Annotated in this window: 19 protein-coding genes; 14 read left to right on the top strand and 5 right to left on the bottom strand. The window is 49.6% G+C overall.

Annotated elements, in window-relative coordinates; genetic code table 11:
• Positions 1-129 precede the first annotated feature (129 nt).
• Together EL309_RS07435 and EL309_RS07440 are read right to left on the bottom strand one after the other, a co-directional pair.
• Positions 130-810 carry a Fe2+-dependent dioxygenase gene (locus EL309_RS07435; RefSeq protein WP_004283902.1) on the bottom strand — a complete coding sequence of 227 codons (681 nt, stop codon included), beginning with the start codon at positions 808-810 and terminating at the stop codon, positions 130-132.
• 151 nt (positions 811-961) lie between these two features.
• Positions 962-3,142, bottom strand: a complete 2,181-nt coding sequence (locus EL309_RS07440; protein ID WP_004283901.1) for a TonB-dependent receptor — start codon at positions 3,140-3,142, stop codon at positions 962-964.
• On the opposite strand from EL309_RS07440, the gene EL309_RS07445 reads away from it, so the two are divergent.
• A complete protein-coding gene (locus EL309_RS07445) occupies positions 3,120-3,386 on the top strand; it encodes a hypothetical protein (RefSeq protein ID WP_232014413.1) in 267 nt (88 codons plus the stop codon). The genes EL309_RS07440 and EL309_RS07445 overlap by 23 nt on opposite strands.
• A 316-nt stretch (positions 3,387-3,702) precedes the next feature.
• On the opposite strand, the gene EL309_RS07450 is transcribed toward EL309_RS07445, so the two are convergent.
• Positions 3,703-4,710, bottom strand: coding sequence for a PhoH family protein (locus EL309_RS07450; protein ID WP_004283899.1), 1,008 nt, complete (start codon positions 4,708-4,710; stop codon positions 3,703-3,705).
• 358 nt (positions 4,711-5,068) lie between these two features.
• Here EL309_RS07450 and hisC point away from each other — a divergent pair, with 358 nt between their 5' ends.
• From hisC to EL309_RS07515, 13 genes are all read left to right on the top strand, one after another.
• Complete coding sequence (hisC, locus tag EL309_RS07455) at positions 5,069-6,148, top strand: histidinol-phosphate transaminase (RefSeq protein ID WP_036494886.1); 1,080 nt, start codon at positions 5,069-5,071, stop codon at positions 6,146-6,148.
• Between the two features lie 67 nt (positions 6,149-6,215).
• Positions 6,216-7,157: an imidazoleglycerol-phosphate dehydratase HisB gene (gene hisB / locus EL309_RS07460; RefSeq protein ID WP_004283896.1), complete on the top strand. Its 942-nt coding sequence runs from the start codon at positions 6,216-6,218 to the stop codon at positions 7,155-7,157.
• Positions 7,158-7,257: 100 nt separating this feature from the next.
• A complete protein-coding gene (locus EL309_RS07465; protein ID WP_004283894.1) occupies positions 7,258-7,665 on the top strand; it encodes a hypothetical protein in 408 nt (135 codons plus the stop codon).
• 138 nt (positions 7,666-7,803) lie between these two features.
• Positions 7,804-8,448 (top strand): imidazole glycerol phosphate synthase subunit HisH, encoded by a 645-nt coding sequence (gene hisH, locus EL309_RS07470; RefSeq protein ID WP_004283892.1) that lies wholly within the window; start codon positions 7,804-7,806, stop codon positions 8,446-8,448.
• Between the two features lie 91 nt (positions 8,449-8,539).
• Positions 8,540-9,283 (top strand): 1-(5-phosphoribosyl)-5-[(5-phosphoribosylamino)methylideneamino]imidazole-4-carboxamide isomerase, encoded by a 744-nt coding sequence (gene hisA, locus EL309_RS07475; RefSeq protein ID WP_004283890.1) that lies wholly within the window; start codon positions 8,540-8,542, stop codon positions 9,281-9,283.
• Between the two features lie 105 nt (positions 9,284-9,388).
• Positions 9,389-9,712 carry a hypothetical protein gene (locus tag EL309_RS07480; RefSeq protein ID WP_004283888.1) on the top strand — a complete coding sequence of 108 codons (324 nt, stop codon included), beginning with the start codon at positions 9,389-9,391 and terminating at the stop codon, positions 9,710-9,712.
• 41 nt (positions 9,713-9,753) lie between these two features.
• Positions 9,754-10,521 (top strand): imidazole glycerol phosphate synthase subunit HisF, encoded by a 768-nt coding sequence (gene hisF, locus EL309_RS07485; RefSeq protein ID WP_040669805.1) that lies wholly within the window; start codon positions 9,754-9,756, stop codon positions 10,519-10,521.
• Between the two features lie 58 nt (positions 10,522-10,579).
• The gene (locus tag EL309_RS07490) at positions 10,580-11,125 is read left to right on the top strand and encodes a CreA family protein (protein WP_040669803.1); all 546 of its coding nucleotides are present in this window, start codon (positions 10,580-10,582) and stop codon (positions 11,123-11,125) included.
• 202 nt (positions 11,126-11,327) lie between these two features.
• Positions 11,328-12,086: a sulfite exporter TauE/SafE family protein gene (locus tag EL309_RS07495; protein WP_004283884.1), complete on the top strand. Its 759-nt coding sequence runs from the start codon at positions 11,328-11,330 to the stop codon at positions 12,084-12,086.
• A gap of 40 nt (positions 12,087-12,126) precedes the next feature.
• Positions 12,127-12,591, top strand: coding sequence for a copper resistance protein NlpE N-terminal domain-containing protein (locus EL309_RS07500; RefSeq protein WP_004283882.1), 465 nt, complete (start codon positions 12,127-12,129; stop codon positions 12,589-12,591).
• 59 nt (positions 12,592-12,650) lie between these two features.
• Positions 12,651-14,144 carry an amidase gene (locus EL309_RS07505; RefSeq protein WP_040669829.1) on the top strand — a complete coding sequence of 498 codons (1,494 nt, stop codon included), beginning with the start codon at positions 12,651-12,653 and terminating at the stop codon, positions 14,142-14,144.
• Positions 14,145-14,223: 79 nt separating this feature from the next.
• Entirely contained in the window at positions 14,224-14,622 is a 399-nt protein-coding gene (gene hisI, locus EL309_RS07510; protein WP_004283878.1) for a phosphoribosyl-AMP cyclohydrolase, read from the top strand.
• Between the two features lie 59 nt (positions 14,623-14,681).
• Positions 14,682-15,005: a phosphoribosyl-ATP diphosphatase gene (locus tag EL309_RS07515; RefSeq protein ID WP_004283876.1), complete on the top strand. Its 324-nt coding sequence runs from the start codon at positions 14,682-14,684 to the stop codon at positions 15,003-15,005.
• 144 nt (positions 15,006-15,149) lie between these two features.
• On the opposite strand, the gene EL309_RS07520 is transcribed toward EL309_RS07515, so the two are convergent.
• Together EL309_RS07520 and EL309_RS07525 are read right to left on the bottom strand one after the other, a co-directional pair.
• Entirely contained in the window at positions 15,150-16,526 is a 1,377-nt protein-coding gene (locus EL309_RS07520) for a sensor histidine kinase (protein WP_040669801.1), read from the bottom strand.
• Positions 16,527-16,543: 17 nt separating this feature from the next.
• A complete protein-coding gene (locus EL309_RS07525) occupies positions 16,544-17,221 on the bottom strand; it encodes a response regulator transcription factor (RefSeq protein WP_004283870.1) in 678 nt (225 codons plus the stop codon).
• Between the last annotated feature and the right edge of the window lie 70 nt (positions 17,222-17,291).

Consider the following 17,291-nt stretch of genomic DNA (forward strand, 5'->3'; position numbering starts at 1 on the left):
CCTTTGATTTTTGCTATGCTCCTGCAGGATTGTCAGTCTGTGTCGGGCGGTAACGGATGGGTGGATTGCAGCTGGTTTATGTAAAGCGAGGCCGTCTGAAAATTTCAGACGGCCTCGCTTTATCGGCGGTCAGATATTAGACCATTGACGCAGCAGATTGTGATAAACACCTGTAAGCAAAACGGATTCTTCAGATTCGCCGTGTTGCGTACGCAGGGAGGTGATGGCCCGGTCCATATCGAACAGCATGGTACGTTTTTCGTCGCTGGCAACCATGGATTGTGTCCAGAAAAAGCTGGCGATGCGTTGTCCGCGGGTAACGGGGGTAACGTGGTGCAGGCTGGTGGCGGGGTAGACGATCATGTCGCCGGCTGCCAGTTTGACACTGTGGCTGCCGTAGTTGTCTTCAATCACCAGCTCGCCGCCGTCGTATTCGTCGGGGTCGTTGAGAAAAAGGGTGCTGGATACATCGGTACGTACCCATTGACCGGTGTAGGGGTCGCTGCGGATGGCATTGTCGATATGGTTGCCGAAGCTTTGGCCTTCGCGGTAGCAGTTGACCAACGGCGGAAAAATGGTGTGGGGCAGGGCGGCGGAAAAAAATTCGGTATTGCGTAAGACGGCGGCTTTTACAAGTTCGGCCATGGCTTTGCCCGCTTCGCTCATTTGTGGCAGTTGCAGGTTGTTTTTGACTTGACCGGACTGGCTGCCTGCGGTGATTTTGCCGTCACTCCATGGGGCGTCGGCCAGCAGATTTTGCGCGTAGGCCAGTTCGTCGGCGGTTAATACGTTTTCGATGTGCAGCAACATGGGGGATCTCGTCCTTGTGGTGGTAAGTCGGTAAACTGAATATGGCCGGTATGCCGTGATATTGAGTTTAAGGGCTCTTGAGTTGGAAGAGGCCGTCTGAAAATTTGAGGGAATTAGGGTTTTCAGACGGCCTGATGGCTACAGGGAGCGTTTAGAATTTATAACCGAAAGTTGCCAATATCGTACGGCGGTCGCCCGGTACGGCTTGGCGGCGGTGGCCTGTGGTGAAGTGTTTTTTGTCAAACACATTGTTCACGTTGAGTTGAGCGCGGTATTTTCGGTTTTCGTAGCTGGTCATGGCATCAACTGCGGTATAGGCAGGCAGTTTTTGCACAATGTCGCCTTTGCTGCTTGGATTGTGGGTATAGCGGTCGCTGATATGGCGGATACCCAAACCGGCATTGACGTTGTCGGTAATGCGGTAGTTGGTCCACAGGTTGGCGGTGAACTTGGCGGCTGCTTCGGGGAAGTGTCCGTCAAGCTGCTTGGTTTTGGGATTGGTGGCTTTCATTTTGCCGTTGCTGGCCACGATGTTGGCGATCATGTTCAGGCGGTCGGTGATGCGGCCGGCTACTTCTACGTCTAAGCCGTACACCTTGGACCAGTCGATAAAGCCTGCATCACGGTAATATTGCTGGGTTTTTTTGGTGTGGAACAGGGCGGCGTTTACGGTTAGTGCATCGTCGAAGAAGGCGTTTTTGGTGCCAATTTCGAAAGTGCGGGTTTTTTCCGGTTCGGCAACCAGTTGAGAGTCGTCGAGACTATCGGATTGACCGGTTACGCGGTAGGCCACGGGTGTGGTGGCGGTGTTGTAGGCAGCGTAAACATTGTGGCCGGGCAGGTAATCCCAAATCAGGCTGCCACTGTATGTCCAGATATTGTCGGAACGGTCGGCATCTTTACTGTTGACATTGGTGAGAATCGCTTTGTTTTTGGTACTGATGCGGTTGAAGCGCACGCCTGCAACGGCTTTGACTGTGGGGGTCAGTTCCATAATGTCGTTAAGGCCGAGACCGATTGTGCGCGTCGTCAGGGTTGAGTTGTGTTTGGGGTCGCGCATTACCGTTACTTTGCCATCAGCAAATTTACCTGTTGCAATATCGTAAGGCAGGCCTTGGTTGCTTGCGGCTTTGGCACCGTTCAGTTGGAAGGTCTGCCCTCCGGTGAAGTTTTTGCGTTTTTCCTGCGTCAGCTCCAAGCTGGCCAATAAGTCGTGTTTGATGGCGCCGGTTTCAAACTTGATGTTGAAGTCGGTTTGGTTACTCCATGTGTTTTTTTGGTATTTGATGGTTTTAAAGTCGCCGAAATTGCGGCGGATGGCGGTTTCGCTTGAGTTCCAACGCGGTGCTAAAACCAGATAGTCGTAATCGTTTTTGGCGTAGCGCAAGGTGTTGGTCAGTTTGGTTTCGTCGTTGAATTTGTGGCTCAGCTTTGCTGTGGCCGTATGGTTGCGGCGTTTTTCAAAGTCAATGTTTTTGTAGCCGAAGTTGGTATCAATCAGGCGCAGATCCGCAGTGGCGGTTTTGTCGCCGGTTTTGCGGTAGGGAATGCCTAAGTCGGGCGTGTTGTCGGCTTTTTCGAATTTATATGCGGCTTCCAGTTGCGTATCGCCGCTCAAACCGATGGCAATGCTCGGTGCGAACCCCAGTTTTTTGGTTTCGGCCGGCTTGCGGAATGAGTCGTGTGCTTCGCCCATGGCATTGAAGCGGACGGCAATATCGTCACTGAAGGCATGGTTGAAGTCGGCTGTCAGACGGCTGTGGCTGCGGTTGCCTAAGCTGATGGCTGCTTCGCCGCCGGTTCCGATATATGGTGTTTTGCTGGCTTGGTTGATTACGCCGCCTGCCGCTCCGCGTCCGAACAGAACGGCTGCGCTGCCTTTCAATACTTCGATATGGTCGGTGTTGAATGTGTCGCTGTTAAATTCGGCTGCTGCACCTCGGATGCCGTCGTCGTAAACATCGCCGCCCGCATGCATGCCGCGGATAATCGGTACTTCCGTTTGACCGCCTTCACCTGCTTGGAAAGTAATGCCGGCATTTTTTAATGCGCCTTTCAAGTCGCTGGTGGCTTGGTCGCGCATAACTTGCTGGTTGATAACGGTTGCGCTTTGGGGCATGTCCTGTAAGTCTTGCAGGCGCTTGCCGATGGTGGTGTTGGGGGCTTTGTAGCCGCTGCGGAGCGGCTTATTGCCTTGTACTTTGACGCTTTCTAAATCGGTTTTTTGGGTTTCGGCTAGAGCGGGGTTCATGGCTGCGGCCAGTAAGCCTACACCGAGCATCATCGAGCGGCTGCGGTTTCCTTTTAAGATGGTTGTTTTTTTATCGGACATCGAAAAAACTCCTCAAGATGGTTGTTGTACGGCAATGGGACGAATGCGCCGGATTGCTGCCGTTTGGTCAGATTTATCAGATATTAATGATTTCGTGTTCTCGGCAGGTTTAAGGGGCAAACCGGCGGTTATCGGAGCTTACGGGCTGCTGTCGTTCACCCCTGACGCCGGTTTGCATAAAATTTGGCCGTCTGAAAAAGCGGCCGTTTTACCGTATTTAATTTCAAATCATTTTGAATTTTAATAATTTAAAATAAATTGATAACCAAAATCATTTATATTCTAAATTGGCTTAAAAATTTGTCAAATATGTTTACTTTTGCCCTATTTGTTTTGAATGTAAACAGAAGCTGTGAAATAGCATTAATACTCTGGTAAACCGTAGGCTTCCTTGAATTTTTCAGTCAACCTGTCTGCTTGCTTTAGAGTGTGGTATGGATGTAAATGTGGAGTTGTTTTCGAAGTTGCCGCTGTTTAAGATTGGACAATATTGGGTATTCGGTAAGACTGAGGCCGTCTGAAATTTTCAGACGGCCTCAGGTTTCGATTGGTATGCATTTTTATGCGTGGTATTGATTGGGCAGTAACTTTCTTTGTTTATTGTCTTCCCGCTCTTCCGCCGCATCAGCCGCATCGTAGGCTTCGACGATTTTCTGCACCAAAGGATGGCGCACCACGTCTTCGCTGGTGAAGGTGTGGAAATACAAGCCTTCGATGCCGTTGAGTTTTTCTTTGGCATCTTTCAAGCCTGATTTGATGTTGCGTGGCAGGTCGATTTGGCTCAGGTCGCCGGTAATCACGGCTTTGGCACCGAAGCCGATGCGGGTGAGGAACATCTTCATCTGCTCGGGCGTGGTGTTTTGCGCTTCGTCGAGAATCACATACGCGCCGTTGAGCGTGCGGCCGCGCATGTAGGCGAGCGGCGCGATTTCGATTAAGCCTTTTTCCAAGAGCTTGGTTACGCGGTCGAAGCCCATCAAGTCGTATAACGCGTCGTAAAGCGGGCGCAGGTAGGGATCGACTTTTTGGGCGAGGTCGCCGGGCAGGAAGCCGAGTTTTTCACCGGCTTCTACGGCAGGACGCACTAAAACGATGCGCTCGATTTGGTGTTTTTCCATCGCGTCAACGGCGGCGGCTACGGCCAGATAGGTTTTACCCGTACCGGCAGGTCCCAGTCCGAACACAACATCATGGTTGAGCAGCGCGCGGATATAGCCGTTTTGGCGCGGTGTACGCCCGCCGATGCTGCCGCGTTTGGTACGCAGATAGTATTGCTGGTCGTGATGTTTTTCTTCGTGTTGCGCGTCGGCGGTTTTGGCTTCGACGGCGGCAAGCTGGATGTCGCTGTCTTCCAAGTCGCGGCTTTCGGCGGTGCTTGCCAAGGAGAGCAGGGCGCGGCGGCCGGCGTGGGCGAGGTCGCCTAAAAAAGTAAATTTATTGAAACGTCTGCTGATTTGAATGTCTAAAGCTTTGGCAAGTACATTGAGATTATTGTCGAGCGCGCCGCATAGGCGTTGCAGTACGGTGTTGTCGATATCTTCGAATTGTAGGTGGACGGTATGGCTCATTGTCGGCTTCGTCTGTGGAAATGGTATTGATGATTGGCTATATATAGGGTTGAAACGGTGGAAATACAAGTTTCGGCGGTGGTTTTTTCAGACGGCCTTTTAAAATTGTAAGTTTTATAAAAACTATCGTTTTTACAGCGAAATTTATCGCCAAATTATAGTTGAATTATGATACATTTCTGATGTTGTCTATAATTTTTAAAGATTAAGTAGCTGCAAGTCCGTTTTTAAATGATTTTGATAGTTTGATGTCATAATTTTATATTGTGATTATTTGAAAACCGGTTTGTTTCGGATGGGCTGTTTGAAGAAAAATATATTTTCAGACGGCTTGGTATAGATTTTAAAGAGTGTGAAAATGACAGAGCTGACTGAAATTATCCGTTCGGATATTCAAGCATTAACCGCTTATCATGTTGCTGATTTGCCGCAGGATTTTATCAAGTTGGATGCGATGGAAAGTCCGTTTCATCCGTTTGGGCGTAAAGAGGGATTGCGTGAAGAATGGTTGGCTTTGATGGCTGAAGCGCCGATTCATCTTTATCCCAATCCGGCAACATCCGGTTTGCAGCAGGCTTTGCGTGAGGCTTTTTCGATTCCGGAATGTGCAGAAATCGCTTTGGGTAACGGTTCGGACGAGTTGATTCAGTTGATGACCATGCTGGTTGCAAAACCGGGTGCGGTGATGTTGGCGGTGGAGCCGAGTTTTGTGATGTATAAGCACAATGCGGCTTTGTACGGCATGGAATATGTCGGCGTGCCTTTGAACGACGACTTTACTTTGAATCTGGAAGCCGTATTGGCGGCGGTACGCCAATATCAGCCGGCATTGATTTTCTTGGCTTATCCGAATAATCCTACCGGCTTGCGTTTCGAGCGCAAGCAAGTGGAAGCGGTGATTGCGGCGGCAAAAGGGATTGTTGTGGTGGACGAAGCCTATGGGGCGTTTAGCGATGACAGTTTCTTGCCTCAGGCAGGGAAGATTGAAAATCTGGTGGTGATGCGTACCATCAGTAAAATCGGTTTTGCCGGCTTGCGTATCGGTTATGCCGCGGGTTGTCCCGCCATTATGAGGGAATTGGCCAAAATCGTTCCGCCATACAATATGAACCAGTTGAGTTTGGCAACGGCCAAGTTTGCGATGAAGCACGCCGATGTAATTGAAGAAACCGTTGTTTTTTTAAAGGCAGAGCGTGAACGAATGCAGCTGGAAATTGCCAAACTAAACAGAGTAAAAGCTTTTCCGAGTGCCACCAATTTTATTACCGTCCGTGTTCCCGATGCGCTGGCTTTGTTTGAAAAGTTGAAAGAACACAAGATTTTAATTAAGAAATTGCACGGTTCGCATCCGCTGTTGGATGAGTGTGTGCGCATTACCGTCGGCTCGCGTGAAGCAAACGATGCCGTATTGACCGTGATGAAGGGGCTTTATGCCTAAATTTTCAGACGGCCTATATACTTTGAATCCACAATAATAAATTTTTTATAGTTTTACAGACAGAATCATGATGACTCAAGCAGAAATTCATTTACAAAATCTTTACCTTTTAATTAAAGAAGCCGGTTCTTTAGCCGAATTGGCACGCCGTTGCGGTTATGACAAATCCGCATCTCTGTTTCAGGTTAAGCGCCGTTTGGAAAAGCAGAAAGCCGAAGGCGATCAAGGACGCGGTATTGCCCGTTCGGTTGTGGCCAAGTTGGAAGCCGGTATGAATAAGCCTGAAGGCTGGATGGGGCGTGATAACAGTAGCACACCTTCGGAAAATGTTGCGGTCGGAATCGGTTCGAATACCGGTTCGGGCAACTCTTCCATTGTTATCGGCTCACCTTCCCATATTCATCAGCCGGCCGGTCCGCGTGCCGTTACGGTGAGCCGGCATACCAGCGAAACCCAGATTACGGTTTCTTTGAACTTGGACGGGACGGGACAATGCCGTTGCGATACGGGCGTGCCGTTTTTGGAGCACATGCTGGATCAGATTGCCCGTCACGGTTTGATCGATTTGGACATTACCTGCAAAGGTGATCTGCATATCGACGACCACCACACCGTGGAAGACATCGGTATTACCTTGGGTCAGGCTTTGAAGCAGGCTTTGGGTAATAAGGCGGGTATCCGCCGCTACGGCCACAGCTACGTTCCTTTAGATGAAGCTTTGAGCCGCGTGGTGTTGGATTTGTCAGGCCGCCCGGGTTTGACTTATAACATCGAATTTACGCGCGCGATGATCGGGCGTTTTGATGTGGATTTGTTCAGTGAATTTTTCCACGGATTGGTCAACCACAGTATGATGACGCTGCATATCGACAATTTGCGCGGCTATAATGCCCACCATCAGGCGGAAACGGTATTTAAGGCCTTTGGTCGTGCTCTGCGTATGGCGGTGGAATACGATGAGCGTATGGCCGGTAAGATGCCTTCAACCAAAGGCACGCTGACTGCTTGATATTCTGTTTAGGCCGTCTGAAAAGTGTTGAGGCCGTCTGAAAAACAACGTGTGATTTTCAGACGGCCTTATCGGCAATAAACAGCAGGAAGACAAAAAGATGTTTGTTACTTTGCTTTTGGTCACGTTTTTACTGGCGTTTGCAGTATCGTTTGCCGTGATGAAATTGTTCAGCCGTCCGTTGCATGCCATAGTCCACCGCATTATCGACGACCCCATACACGAAGCATGGGTTCGCTATATCAAATTTGCCTTAATGGTGGTCGGTGTGTCTGCCGGCGTACGGATTTACGAGCTGGAAAAATATATTACGCCGCTGCGTCGTGTATCGGACGATAAAAATGAAGTGATCCAATTGACAACGGAACGCTGGATCTTGGAAATTTACCGAACCGTTATCGAGTCATTGCAGGGCATTGCGTGGATGCTGTTGCTGTTTTTCGTGTTTGCATTGATTGGTTATGTCGTGGTTCGTTTGGGCGAGAAAAGGTCAAACCGCCTGCCATAATCAAATAATCAGTATTATTTAAGTGGGAAACCCAATGTCGTTATATTGTCGCGGTATGGCGGATGAAAATATTGCCGTCCTGCATAGGTATGATGACATACGCCCGAGAGGCCGTCTGAAAAATAAAAAGGGAATTGGATGAAAGTAGCTATTGTCGATTACGGTATGGGTAATCTGCATTCTGTTTATAAATCGGTATGTGCCGCACAAAAGCTGGCGGACGTGCAGGCTGAGATTGTTTTGACCGACCAGCCTGATGTGGTCTTTGCCGCCGACAAAATCATTTTCCCGGGGCAGGGCGCGATGCCCGACTGTATGGGCGCGCTTAAGCGCAGCGGTTTGGGCGAAGCAGTTTCAGACGGTCTGAAAAACAAACCTTTTTTCGGTATTTGCGTCGGTGCGCAATTATTGTTTGAGCACAGTGAAGAAGGTGATACGCCGGGGCTGGGCTGGTTTGAAGGCGAAGTGAAACGCTTTGCCTCCGATATGTCGGATGCGGACGGCAACAAATTGAAAGTGCCGCATATGGGCTGGAACAATGTCCGTCAGAAGCAAAGCCATCCCTTATTTAAAGATATTGATGACAATACCCGCTTTTATTTTGTTCATAGCTATTATTTCTCTCCCAAAGATAGCAATATTATATTAGGAACCAGTGAGTATCCGCACGAATTTGCTTGTATCGTTGGAAAAGAGAACGTATTTGCAACGCAATTCCATACCGAAAAAAGCCATGATGGCGGTTTATTATTGCTACGTAATTTTTTGCATTGGAATGGATAAAATGTGTAAAATAAGCGCGGCCTGTCATGATAGGCCGTTTTGTTTGTATACATAAATCTATTTATTCATCCTTTTGATTAATGGAAAGAAAATGTTACTTATCCCTGCGATCGATTTAAAAGAAGGCAGCTGCGTGCGCCTGAAGCAAGGTTTGATGGATCAAGCCACTGTATTTTCCGACAAACCGGCAGAAACGGCACTGCATTGGTTGAAGCAGGGAGCAAGACGTCTGCATTTGGTAGATTTGGACGGTGCTTTTGCCGGCAAACCGAAAAATCTGGAAGCCATCCGGGAAATCCTTCAAGCGGTGTCGCATGATATTCCCGTCCAATTGGGCGGCGGTATCCGCGATATGGCAACCATTGAAAAGTATCTCGAATTAGGTTTGAAAGATGTCATTATCGGTACGGCAGCGGTCAAAAATCCCGAATTTGTACGCGAAGCCTGCAAGGCGTTTCCGGGGCATATTATTGTGGGTTTGGATGCGAAAGACGGCATGGTAGCGATTGACGGTTGGGCAACGGTAACCGAACATCACGTTATCGATTTGAGCAAGCAGTTTGAAGATGACGGCGTAAACAGCATCATCTATACCGATATCGGCCGCGACGGCATGATGAGCGGCGTCAACATCGATGCGACCGTTAAGTTGGCGGAAGCGGTTAACATTCCGGTGATTGCTTCAGGCGGCCTTACTGATTTGGACGACATTTGTGCTTTATGTGCCGTAGAAAAAAGCGGTGTGGCCGGCGCGATTACCGGACGTGCTATCTATGAAGGCAGCATTGATTTTGCCGAAGCGCAAAAATTGGCCGATACTTTGGCTCAAGCATAAAATATATAATTAAACCAACTATTAAATAAATCGTCTTTAACAAACAGCGGTATCCGGAAAGGCTATTGGGATGCCGCAAACATTATTAAATTGGGGAATTTGTAAATGCTTTCAGCATTTATTTTGGGTTTTTGGGTATTGTGGTCGGATGAACGGGACGTCAATATTTTCTATGAAAGTTTGATGTTTATTTTAGTCAATGTTTTGCTCACTTCGGCCTTAGAGTTTCATTTTCCGGCTTTCAGCCTGCTTTGGGCTTTGGAAACGGCTTTATTGTGGTGCTATGTGATCGCGGCATTGATGCTTATCCAAAAATTGTCGGTTAATTTTATGATCACGATTGCAATGTCGATTGCCATTGCGGTAGGTTATTATCATCTGGCCGGGCAAGCCGATATTTGGGTTGCTTCTTGGTTGGCAAAGATTTGAAACAGGCTGCTTCGGCAGCCTTAATTATGAGGGCAGAATACATGGCTTTAGCAAAACGCATTATCCCCTGTTTGGACGTGGACAACGGCCGCGTTGTCAAAGGTGTCAACTTCGTCGGCTTGCGCGATGCCGGCAATCCGGTTGACGTAGCCAAACGCTACAACGACGAAGGTGCCGACGAGCTGACCTTTCTCGACATCACCGCTTCTTCCGACAACCGCGACACCATTCTGCATGTGATTGAAGAAGTCGCCTCGCAAGTGTTTATCCCGCTTACCGTCGGCGGCGGCGTGCGCTCCGTAGCTGATGTGCGCCGCCTGCTCAATGCGGGTGCCGACAAAGCCAGCATCAACACCGCCGCCGTAACCAACCCCGATTTGGTGAACGAAGCCAGCAGCTTTTTCGGTTCGCAAGCGATTGTGGTGGCGATTGATGCCAAAGCCGTCAATCCCGAAAACACCCGCTGGGAAGTATTTACCCACGGCGGACGCAAAGCCACGGGCATTGATGCGGTCGAATGGGCGCAAAACATGCAGGCGCGCGGCGCAGGTGAAATTCTGCTTACCAGCATGGACAGAGACGGCACCAAAATCGGCTTCAACCTGCCGCTTACCCGCGCCATCAGCGAAGCGGTGGATATTCCCGTTATCGCCTCAGGCGGCGTGGGTAATGTGCAGCATCTGATTGACGGCGTGAAAGAAGGCAAAGCCGATGCCGTGCTGGCCGCCAGCATTTTCCATTTCGGCGAAGTGAGCATCCGCGAAGCCAAAGAAGCCATGCGCGCAGCGGGTATCGAAGTGCGTTTGTAATATTCACTTTCAGACGGCCTCCCAACCGTTGAGGCCGTCTGAAAAGAAAGAAACCGATATGAAAAAATTCATTCCAATTGTATTGATGTCTTCCCTGTTGGCCGCGTGCGGTGGTGGCAATACCGAAAAAATCGGCGAGGCAAGCACCGTGTTCAACATGCTCGGCAAAAACGACCGCATTGAGATTCATGCGTTTGACGATCCGCAAATTAAAGGCGTTACCTGCTATATTTCCTATGCCAAAAAAGGCGGTTTGAAAGAAGCGGTAAACTTGGAAGAAGACGCGTCCGACGCTTCCGTTTCCTGCGTGCAGACTGCGCCGCAAATCAGCTATAACGAAGCTGAAGTGGCCAAGCCGCAAAAGATTTTCAAAAAAGGCTCCAGCTTTATTTTCAAGACCCTGCAAGTGATGCGCTACTATGATCCCAACCGCAAAGTGTTTTCATACATGGTGTACAGCGACAAAGTGATTCAAGGTTCGCCGAAAAACTCGATGGACGCTTTCTCCTGCTACACCGGCGCACCGCTGGACGCTGCCAAGGTGAGCGTGCAGCCAAACCAGCAGATTCACGGCTCGTGCATCGTTACGCTTGCCCGGAAATAAAGAGCAAATGAACTTCATTTGAAAGAGTACGTTCGTCATGCTCGGGCTTGACCCGAGCATCTTTGATAAGATTACTGGAATCAAAGATACTCGGGTCAAGCCCGAGTATGACGAAACTATGATAAAAATAAGTTTATTTTATAAACTTCAGGCCGTCTGAAAGCCCTAGGCTTCTACCAAGCTACAAACAGATCGGAGCAGCATGGATTTAACCCTTTGGCATTATGCGGCGATTGCCGTGCTGGGCATTTTAGCCAGCATCATCAACATTTTGGCGGGCGGCGGTTCCAATCTGATTCTGCCGCTGTTGATGGCCTTCGGCGTGCCGCCCGATATTGCCAACGCCAGCAACCGCGTCGGCATTTTTTTCCAGTCTCTCACCGGCATCAGAGGGTTTAGAAACGCCGGCGCGTTGCCTACACACGATTTGCGCGGCATTTTGCTGCCGATGATATTCGGCGGTTTGGTCGGCTCCGTGTTGGCTTCGGTATTGCCCAATCAAATTCTGAAACCCGCTTTGCTCGTCTGCATTCTCGGTGTGGCCACGCTCACTTTTCTCAAACCGCAGCTTTTATTGCCGCCGCAAAACGTGCAGGAACGCAAAGTGTCCGACACGCGCGGGGCGGCGGTTTTGCTGTTTGCCGTCGGTATTTACGGCGGTTTTGTGCAGGCCAGCACCGCGTTTATTTTGCTGCCCGTGCTGGCGGGCGTGCTGCACTACAACCTGCTGCGCGCCAACGCCTTGAAACTGGTGTGCACGCTGGCGTTTACCGTCGTGGCTTTGGCCGTGTTTATCGTGCAGGGGCAGATTTGGTGGGATGTCGGCCTTGTGCTGGCAGCAGGCAATGCCATCGGTTCGATGATCGGCGTGAAAATTGCCTTAAAACTCTCACCCAACACCTTGCGCACGATTTTATTTGTGATGACGGTTGTGGCCGTGGTCGCGGCGTTTTTGAAGTAAATAAGGCCGTCTGAAAACACGGATTTCAAAAGATAAATTCATGAACATGCCTGCAAAATCCTACCGCTACATTCTGCTTGCCTTAGCCTTATTTCAGACGGCCTGTACGCCCGAAAGCAGCAGCCAATTCCAAGCCGAACGCGAAGTTTTATCACCGGTTGCCACCAAAGATTCGGCTTCTTGGGTCGGCATCTATCGTGGCGAACTGCCTTGCGCCGACTGTGATTACATCGAAGCCACCATCGTTTTGCGCGATAATCTGCATTACAGCCTGACTACCCGACACGTCGGCAGAGTGGCCGGCGTATTGCCGTCTGAAAAACGCGGCACTTTCCATTGGCGCGACGACGGCCTGCTGCAATTGGATGCGGCGGGCGACAATATGGTGTTTTTCGCTCACGAAAAAGGCCTGCAAATGCGCGGCAACGACGGCAAAGCCTATCCCGACGGCAAGGGGAAAATCTGCGGTTTGGCAAAAACCGGCAGTTTTGTGCCCGGGCAGTGAGCGGTTTTCAGACAGGCATTCTTGCGATGGCCTGCTCTGCTGTACAACAAGGAGAAACCATGCAGTTTGAGGAATACAGAAAATATGATGCCGTCGGCTTGGCAGAGTTGATCCGCAAAGGCGAAGTATCTGCCGATGAAGTGCTTCAGACGGCCTTAAACCGTTTAGACGCGGTAAATCCCAAGCTGAATTTATTGGCCCATGATTTGCGCGAACGGGCTTTTTCATGGCAGAGGCCGTCTGAAAATCCCCATGCGCCTTTAGTCGGCGTGCCGTTTCTATTGAAAGACTTAATCGCCGATTGGGAAGGCACGCCCACATGGTCTGGTTCGCGCATGATGAAAAATTATGTAGCCAAACAAAACAGCGCTTTAACTCAGGCTTATCTAAATGCGGGGTTGCGCATTTTCGGTAAAACCACCACGCCGGAATGGGGCGCGTATCCCGTTACGGAAACAGAAATCTATGGCATTACCCGTAATCCGTGGAACTTAAGCTATACACCGGGCGGCAGCAGCGGCGGTTCGGCGGCAGCCGTTGCTGCAGGTGTTGTGCCGGCAGCGCATGGCGGCGACGGCGGCGGTTCGATACGTATGCCCGCCCATAATTGCGGCATCTTCGGCTTGAAACCGAGCCGTGGCCGCAGCAGCTTTGAACCGTTACAAAGCGAAGCATGGCAAGGCTTGGTCAACGAACATGTGCTGACCCGCAGCGTGCGCGACAGCGCCCTGTTTCTCGATATTGCGGCTCAAACCCAAACACACGCCCTGTATGCCTGCCCCCGACCTGCCGAATCGTTTTCAGACGGCCTCAAACACGACACAGGCCGTCTGAAAATCGCTTTTTGGCAGAAGCCGTGGTTTGGCGGAGAAAATGATGCAGACACGCAAACGGCATTTGCCCACAGTCTGAAATTGTTGTCAGATGCAGGGCATCATTTGGAAGAAGCCTCTCCCGATTTTTCCCCGTCTAAAATACTCAACCGTGCAGCAAGGGTCTTGGTGATGGGTGAAACAGCCAAACTGCTTTATCTTCATCAACAGGCAACCGGGCAAAAACTGCATCACAGCCAGTTGGAACCGGCAACTTGGGCGTTGATTTCACAAGGACAGCAAATCAGTGCAGGCGAAATGGCGTGGGCGCGTGACGTGATGCTGACACAGGGGCGAGCCGCCGAAGCGTTTTTTACACGCTACGATGTCTTAATGACACCGATTTGCCCGCGTAGCACACCGAAAATCGGCGAACTCATGCCGTCTGAAACCGAGCAAAAGATCATCCGTTTGCTGTTCGGTACGTTGAAATTAGGCTGGCTGATGAAACAAAACCCCTTGATTGAAAAAGAAGCCGAGCGCACGTTGCAATACATCGGCTACACCGCACCATTTAATATGACCGGCAATCCCGCCATGAGTGTCCCGCTGTTTTGGCACAACGGGCTGCCGATAGGTACACAGTTTGCCGCAGCACGCGGGCGGGAAGATTTACTGCTGCGCTTGGCGGCGCAATTAGAACAGATTCAACCGTGGGCGGATAAACAGCCGTCCATATAAGATAAAATAACCAACCTTAAAAAAATGTCGTATAAGAAAGCCTGCAACAACAAGGCCGTCTGAAAAAGGAGTAACAAACATGCCGAACCCACTGCTGGATGCCGTTAAATTCGATGAAAAAGGCTTAGTTTGCGCCATCGCACAAGACGCGAAAACCCTGCGCGTGCTGATGGTGGCTTGGATGAACGCCGAAGCGCTGCAAAAAACCGCCGAAACGGGTTATGCCCACTATTACAGCCGTTCGCGCCAAAAGCAATGGATGAAAGGCGAAGAGTCGGGGCATACGCAAAAAGTGCACGAGCTGCGCTTGGATTGCGACGGCGATGCGGTAATTATGCTGATAGACCAAGCCGGAGGCATTGCCTGCCATACCGGCCGCGAAAGCTGCTTTTACCGCGTGTGGCGCGATGGCGAATGGCACATTGTAGATGCGGTATTGAAAGACGAAAAAGAGATTTACGGGCATACGCACGGTTGATGCCTGTCTGAAATCAGTATGCCGCCATGCGGTTCAATTAAATCAAGAGAATACTAACTATGACCGACCAAGTTTTAACCCAAATCCAAAACGTGATCGATTCCCGCAAAGGCCAAGATCCGGAAACGTCTTATGTGGCTCAGCTTCTGCACAAAGGCGAAGATAAAATCCTGAAAAAAGTGATTGAAGAAGCGGGAGAAGTGCTGATGGCTTCCAAAGACGGCGGCGGAGAACATCTGGTTTACGAAGTGGCGGATTTGTGGTTTCACACGCAGGTGTTGCTGGCGCATCACGGCTTGCGCGTTGAAGAGGTGTTAAACGAACTGGCGCGCAGGCAGGGTTTGTCGGGGCTGGTGGAAAAGGCTTCGAGAAGCGCAGAATAAGGTAAATGGGATATAGCAGATTAACTGTTTTTATGTTGGTTTAAGGCATTAGGGAACTGTTAAGCTGTTTTTTATTTGGGTTGAAGATAAAAACAAGTCAGGCCGTCTGAAAAAGCCTGACTTGTTTTTTATAAGCTGCAGCAGTTATTTTTGTTTTTTCGGCAGGATAAACCGCATTTTCAAACCGTTGGGTTTGATGTTTTCAGCGATAATCTTACCGGCGTGTTGTTCGACAATGTGTTTGGTGAGTGCTAAGCCCAAGCCGGTACCGGGCTTGTTTGCGCCGCTGTCGGCCCGGAAGAAAGCCGTAAAAATATGCGGCAGCTGCATTTCGTTAACACCGGGACCGTTATCGGTAATGTCGATTAACCAGTTACGGTAATCCTGGTGCAGTTTGATCTGTATGGTACTGCCTTGTGGACTGTAAGACATAGCGTTACGGATCACGTTGTCGATGGCGCGGTAGAGATAACTTTCATTTGCCAGCAGTTTTGCATCTTGTGGGATTTTTTCCATGACCAAATTAATGGTTTGCTGGTTTTGTTGTGCAACGCTTTGGCAGTCTTCAACCAAATGTTGGAGAAAGGGGATCAATACCAGATTTTCTTTTTCCAGCGGCAGATTTGAAGTTTCCAGTCGGGATAGGGTGAGAAGTTCGCCGACCAAATTGTCCATACGCGTCAATTCGCCTTCCAAGCGTTTTAAATATTGCTCCTGTTTTTGCGGCTGTGCTTGAATCAGCCCCAAAATTGCCTGAATCCTGGCTAAAGGGGAGCGCATTTCGTGGGAAACGTGATGGAGCAGATGGCGCTCCCGTGCAACCAGTTTTTCCAATTGCTGAGCCATTTTGTCGAACTGTTGCGCCAAATTGGAAAGTTCGTCGTCCCTATCGTCCATTTGGTGGGAAATACGGGTATTTAATTCGCCTGCTGCCAGCAGGTTCATACCGCGATCGAGAATACGGATGGGTTTGGTAATGTTGTTGGCCAAAATATAGGCCAATAACAAACCCACTAAAATAATAAAGCTTAAGATGATAAATTCATGCCAGATCGGTGCCAGTTGCAGGCCGGGGATATATAGCGGACTGGGCGGACGTTGGATTTGCTGGTTGTCCCAACCTTTGATGAAAAACAGATACTCCTCGCCCCAGCGGTTATATTCCATGCGCACCAAAGGAGATTCCGGATGTTCCATAGCGAATTGGCGTGCTGATTCGATGAGTTTTTGGTTTACTTTCCGATTCAGCAGGTCGCGTTTTTCATCACCGGAGATGACGTAGATGTTGTGGGTAACGGGATTGTTTTTCCATCGGTTCAGGATATCCAATGTGCCTTGTCCGCCCTGTGCGGAGAAAGCGGAAGCCAAGCTGTCGAGCAGGGTGGTTTCAATGGTACGCTGTTGCTGGAAATGGTTTTCAGCAATGGTATTTTGTACTAACCAGAAAGAAAAACTCGCCACGAATATCGAGCAGATGATTACTGCGCAAAACGTGGCGAAAATGCGTTGGAACAGTTTCATTTATGCTGTTCCTGAAATCAGTTTTTGACGAACAGGTAACCCAAGCCGCGTACGGTTTGAATCAATGAGGCGTCGCCTAATTTGTGACGGATACTGGAGATATGCACGTCGATGCTGCGGTCGAATTTTGCCAGTTTTCTATCTAAAGCTTCTACAGACAGGGTTTCTTTGCTCACGACTTGTCCGGCATGGCGCATCAATACTTCCAATAAATTGAATTCGGTACTGGTCAATTCCAAAGGCTGGTCGCCGATGGTGGCTTGGCGTTTGGCAGGGTAGAGAGAAACATTGCTGACAGACAAGCTGTTGGCATTGCCCGGTTGTTCGCCTGTTTTGTGAGCACGGCGCAAGATTGCGTTGATGCGTGCCAATAATTCGCGCGGCGTGCAAGGTTTTGGAACGTAGTCGTCGGCACCCATTTCCAAGCCGATAATGCGGTCGATATCGTCACCTTTGGCAGTCAACATGATTACGGGAATCGTGCTTTGTGTGCGGATGTGTTTCAGCACTTCCAGTCCGTTCATTTTCGGCATCATGGAGTCTAATACGACAACATCGTATTGACCGGATAAAATTTCATGAACGCCGGCTTCGCCGTCGGGTACGCTGTGTACGTTGAGGCCTTCGGCCGTCAGGTATTCTGACAATAGTTCGGTCAATAAAGCGTCATCATCTACCAGTAATACTCGACTCATGGTCTATCCTTTATTGTGACTGATTGATTAATATTGATATTTGCATGGCATTTTAAATGCGATATGTTCC

Source organism: Neisseria weaveri (assembly GCF_900638685.1).
GTDB classification, from domain to species: Bacteria; Pseudomonadota; Gammaproteobacteria; order Burkholderiales; family Neisseriaceae; genus Neisseria; species Neisseria weaveri.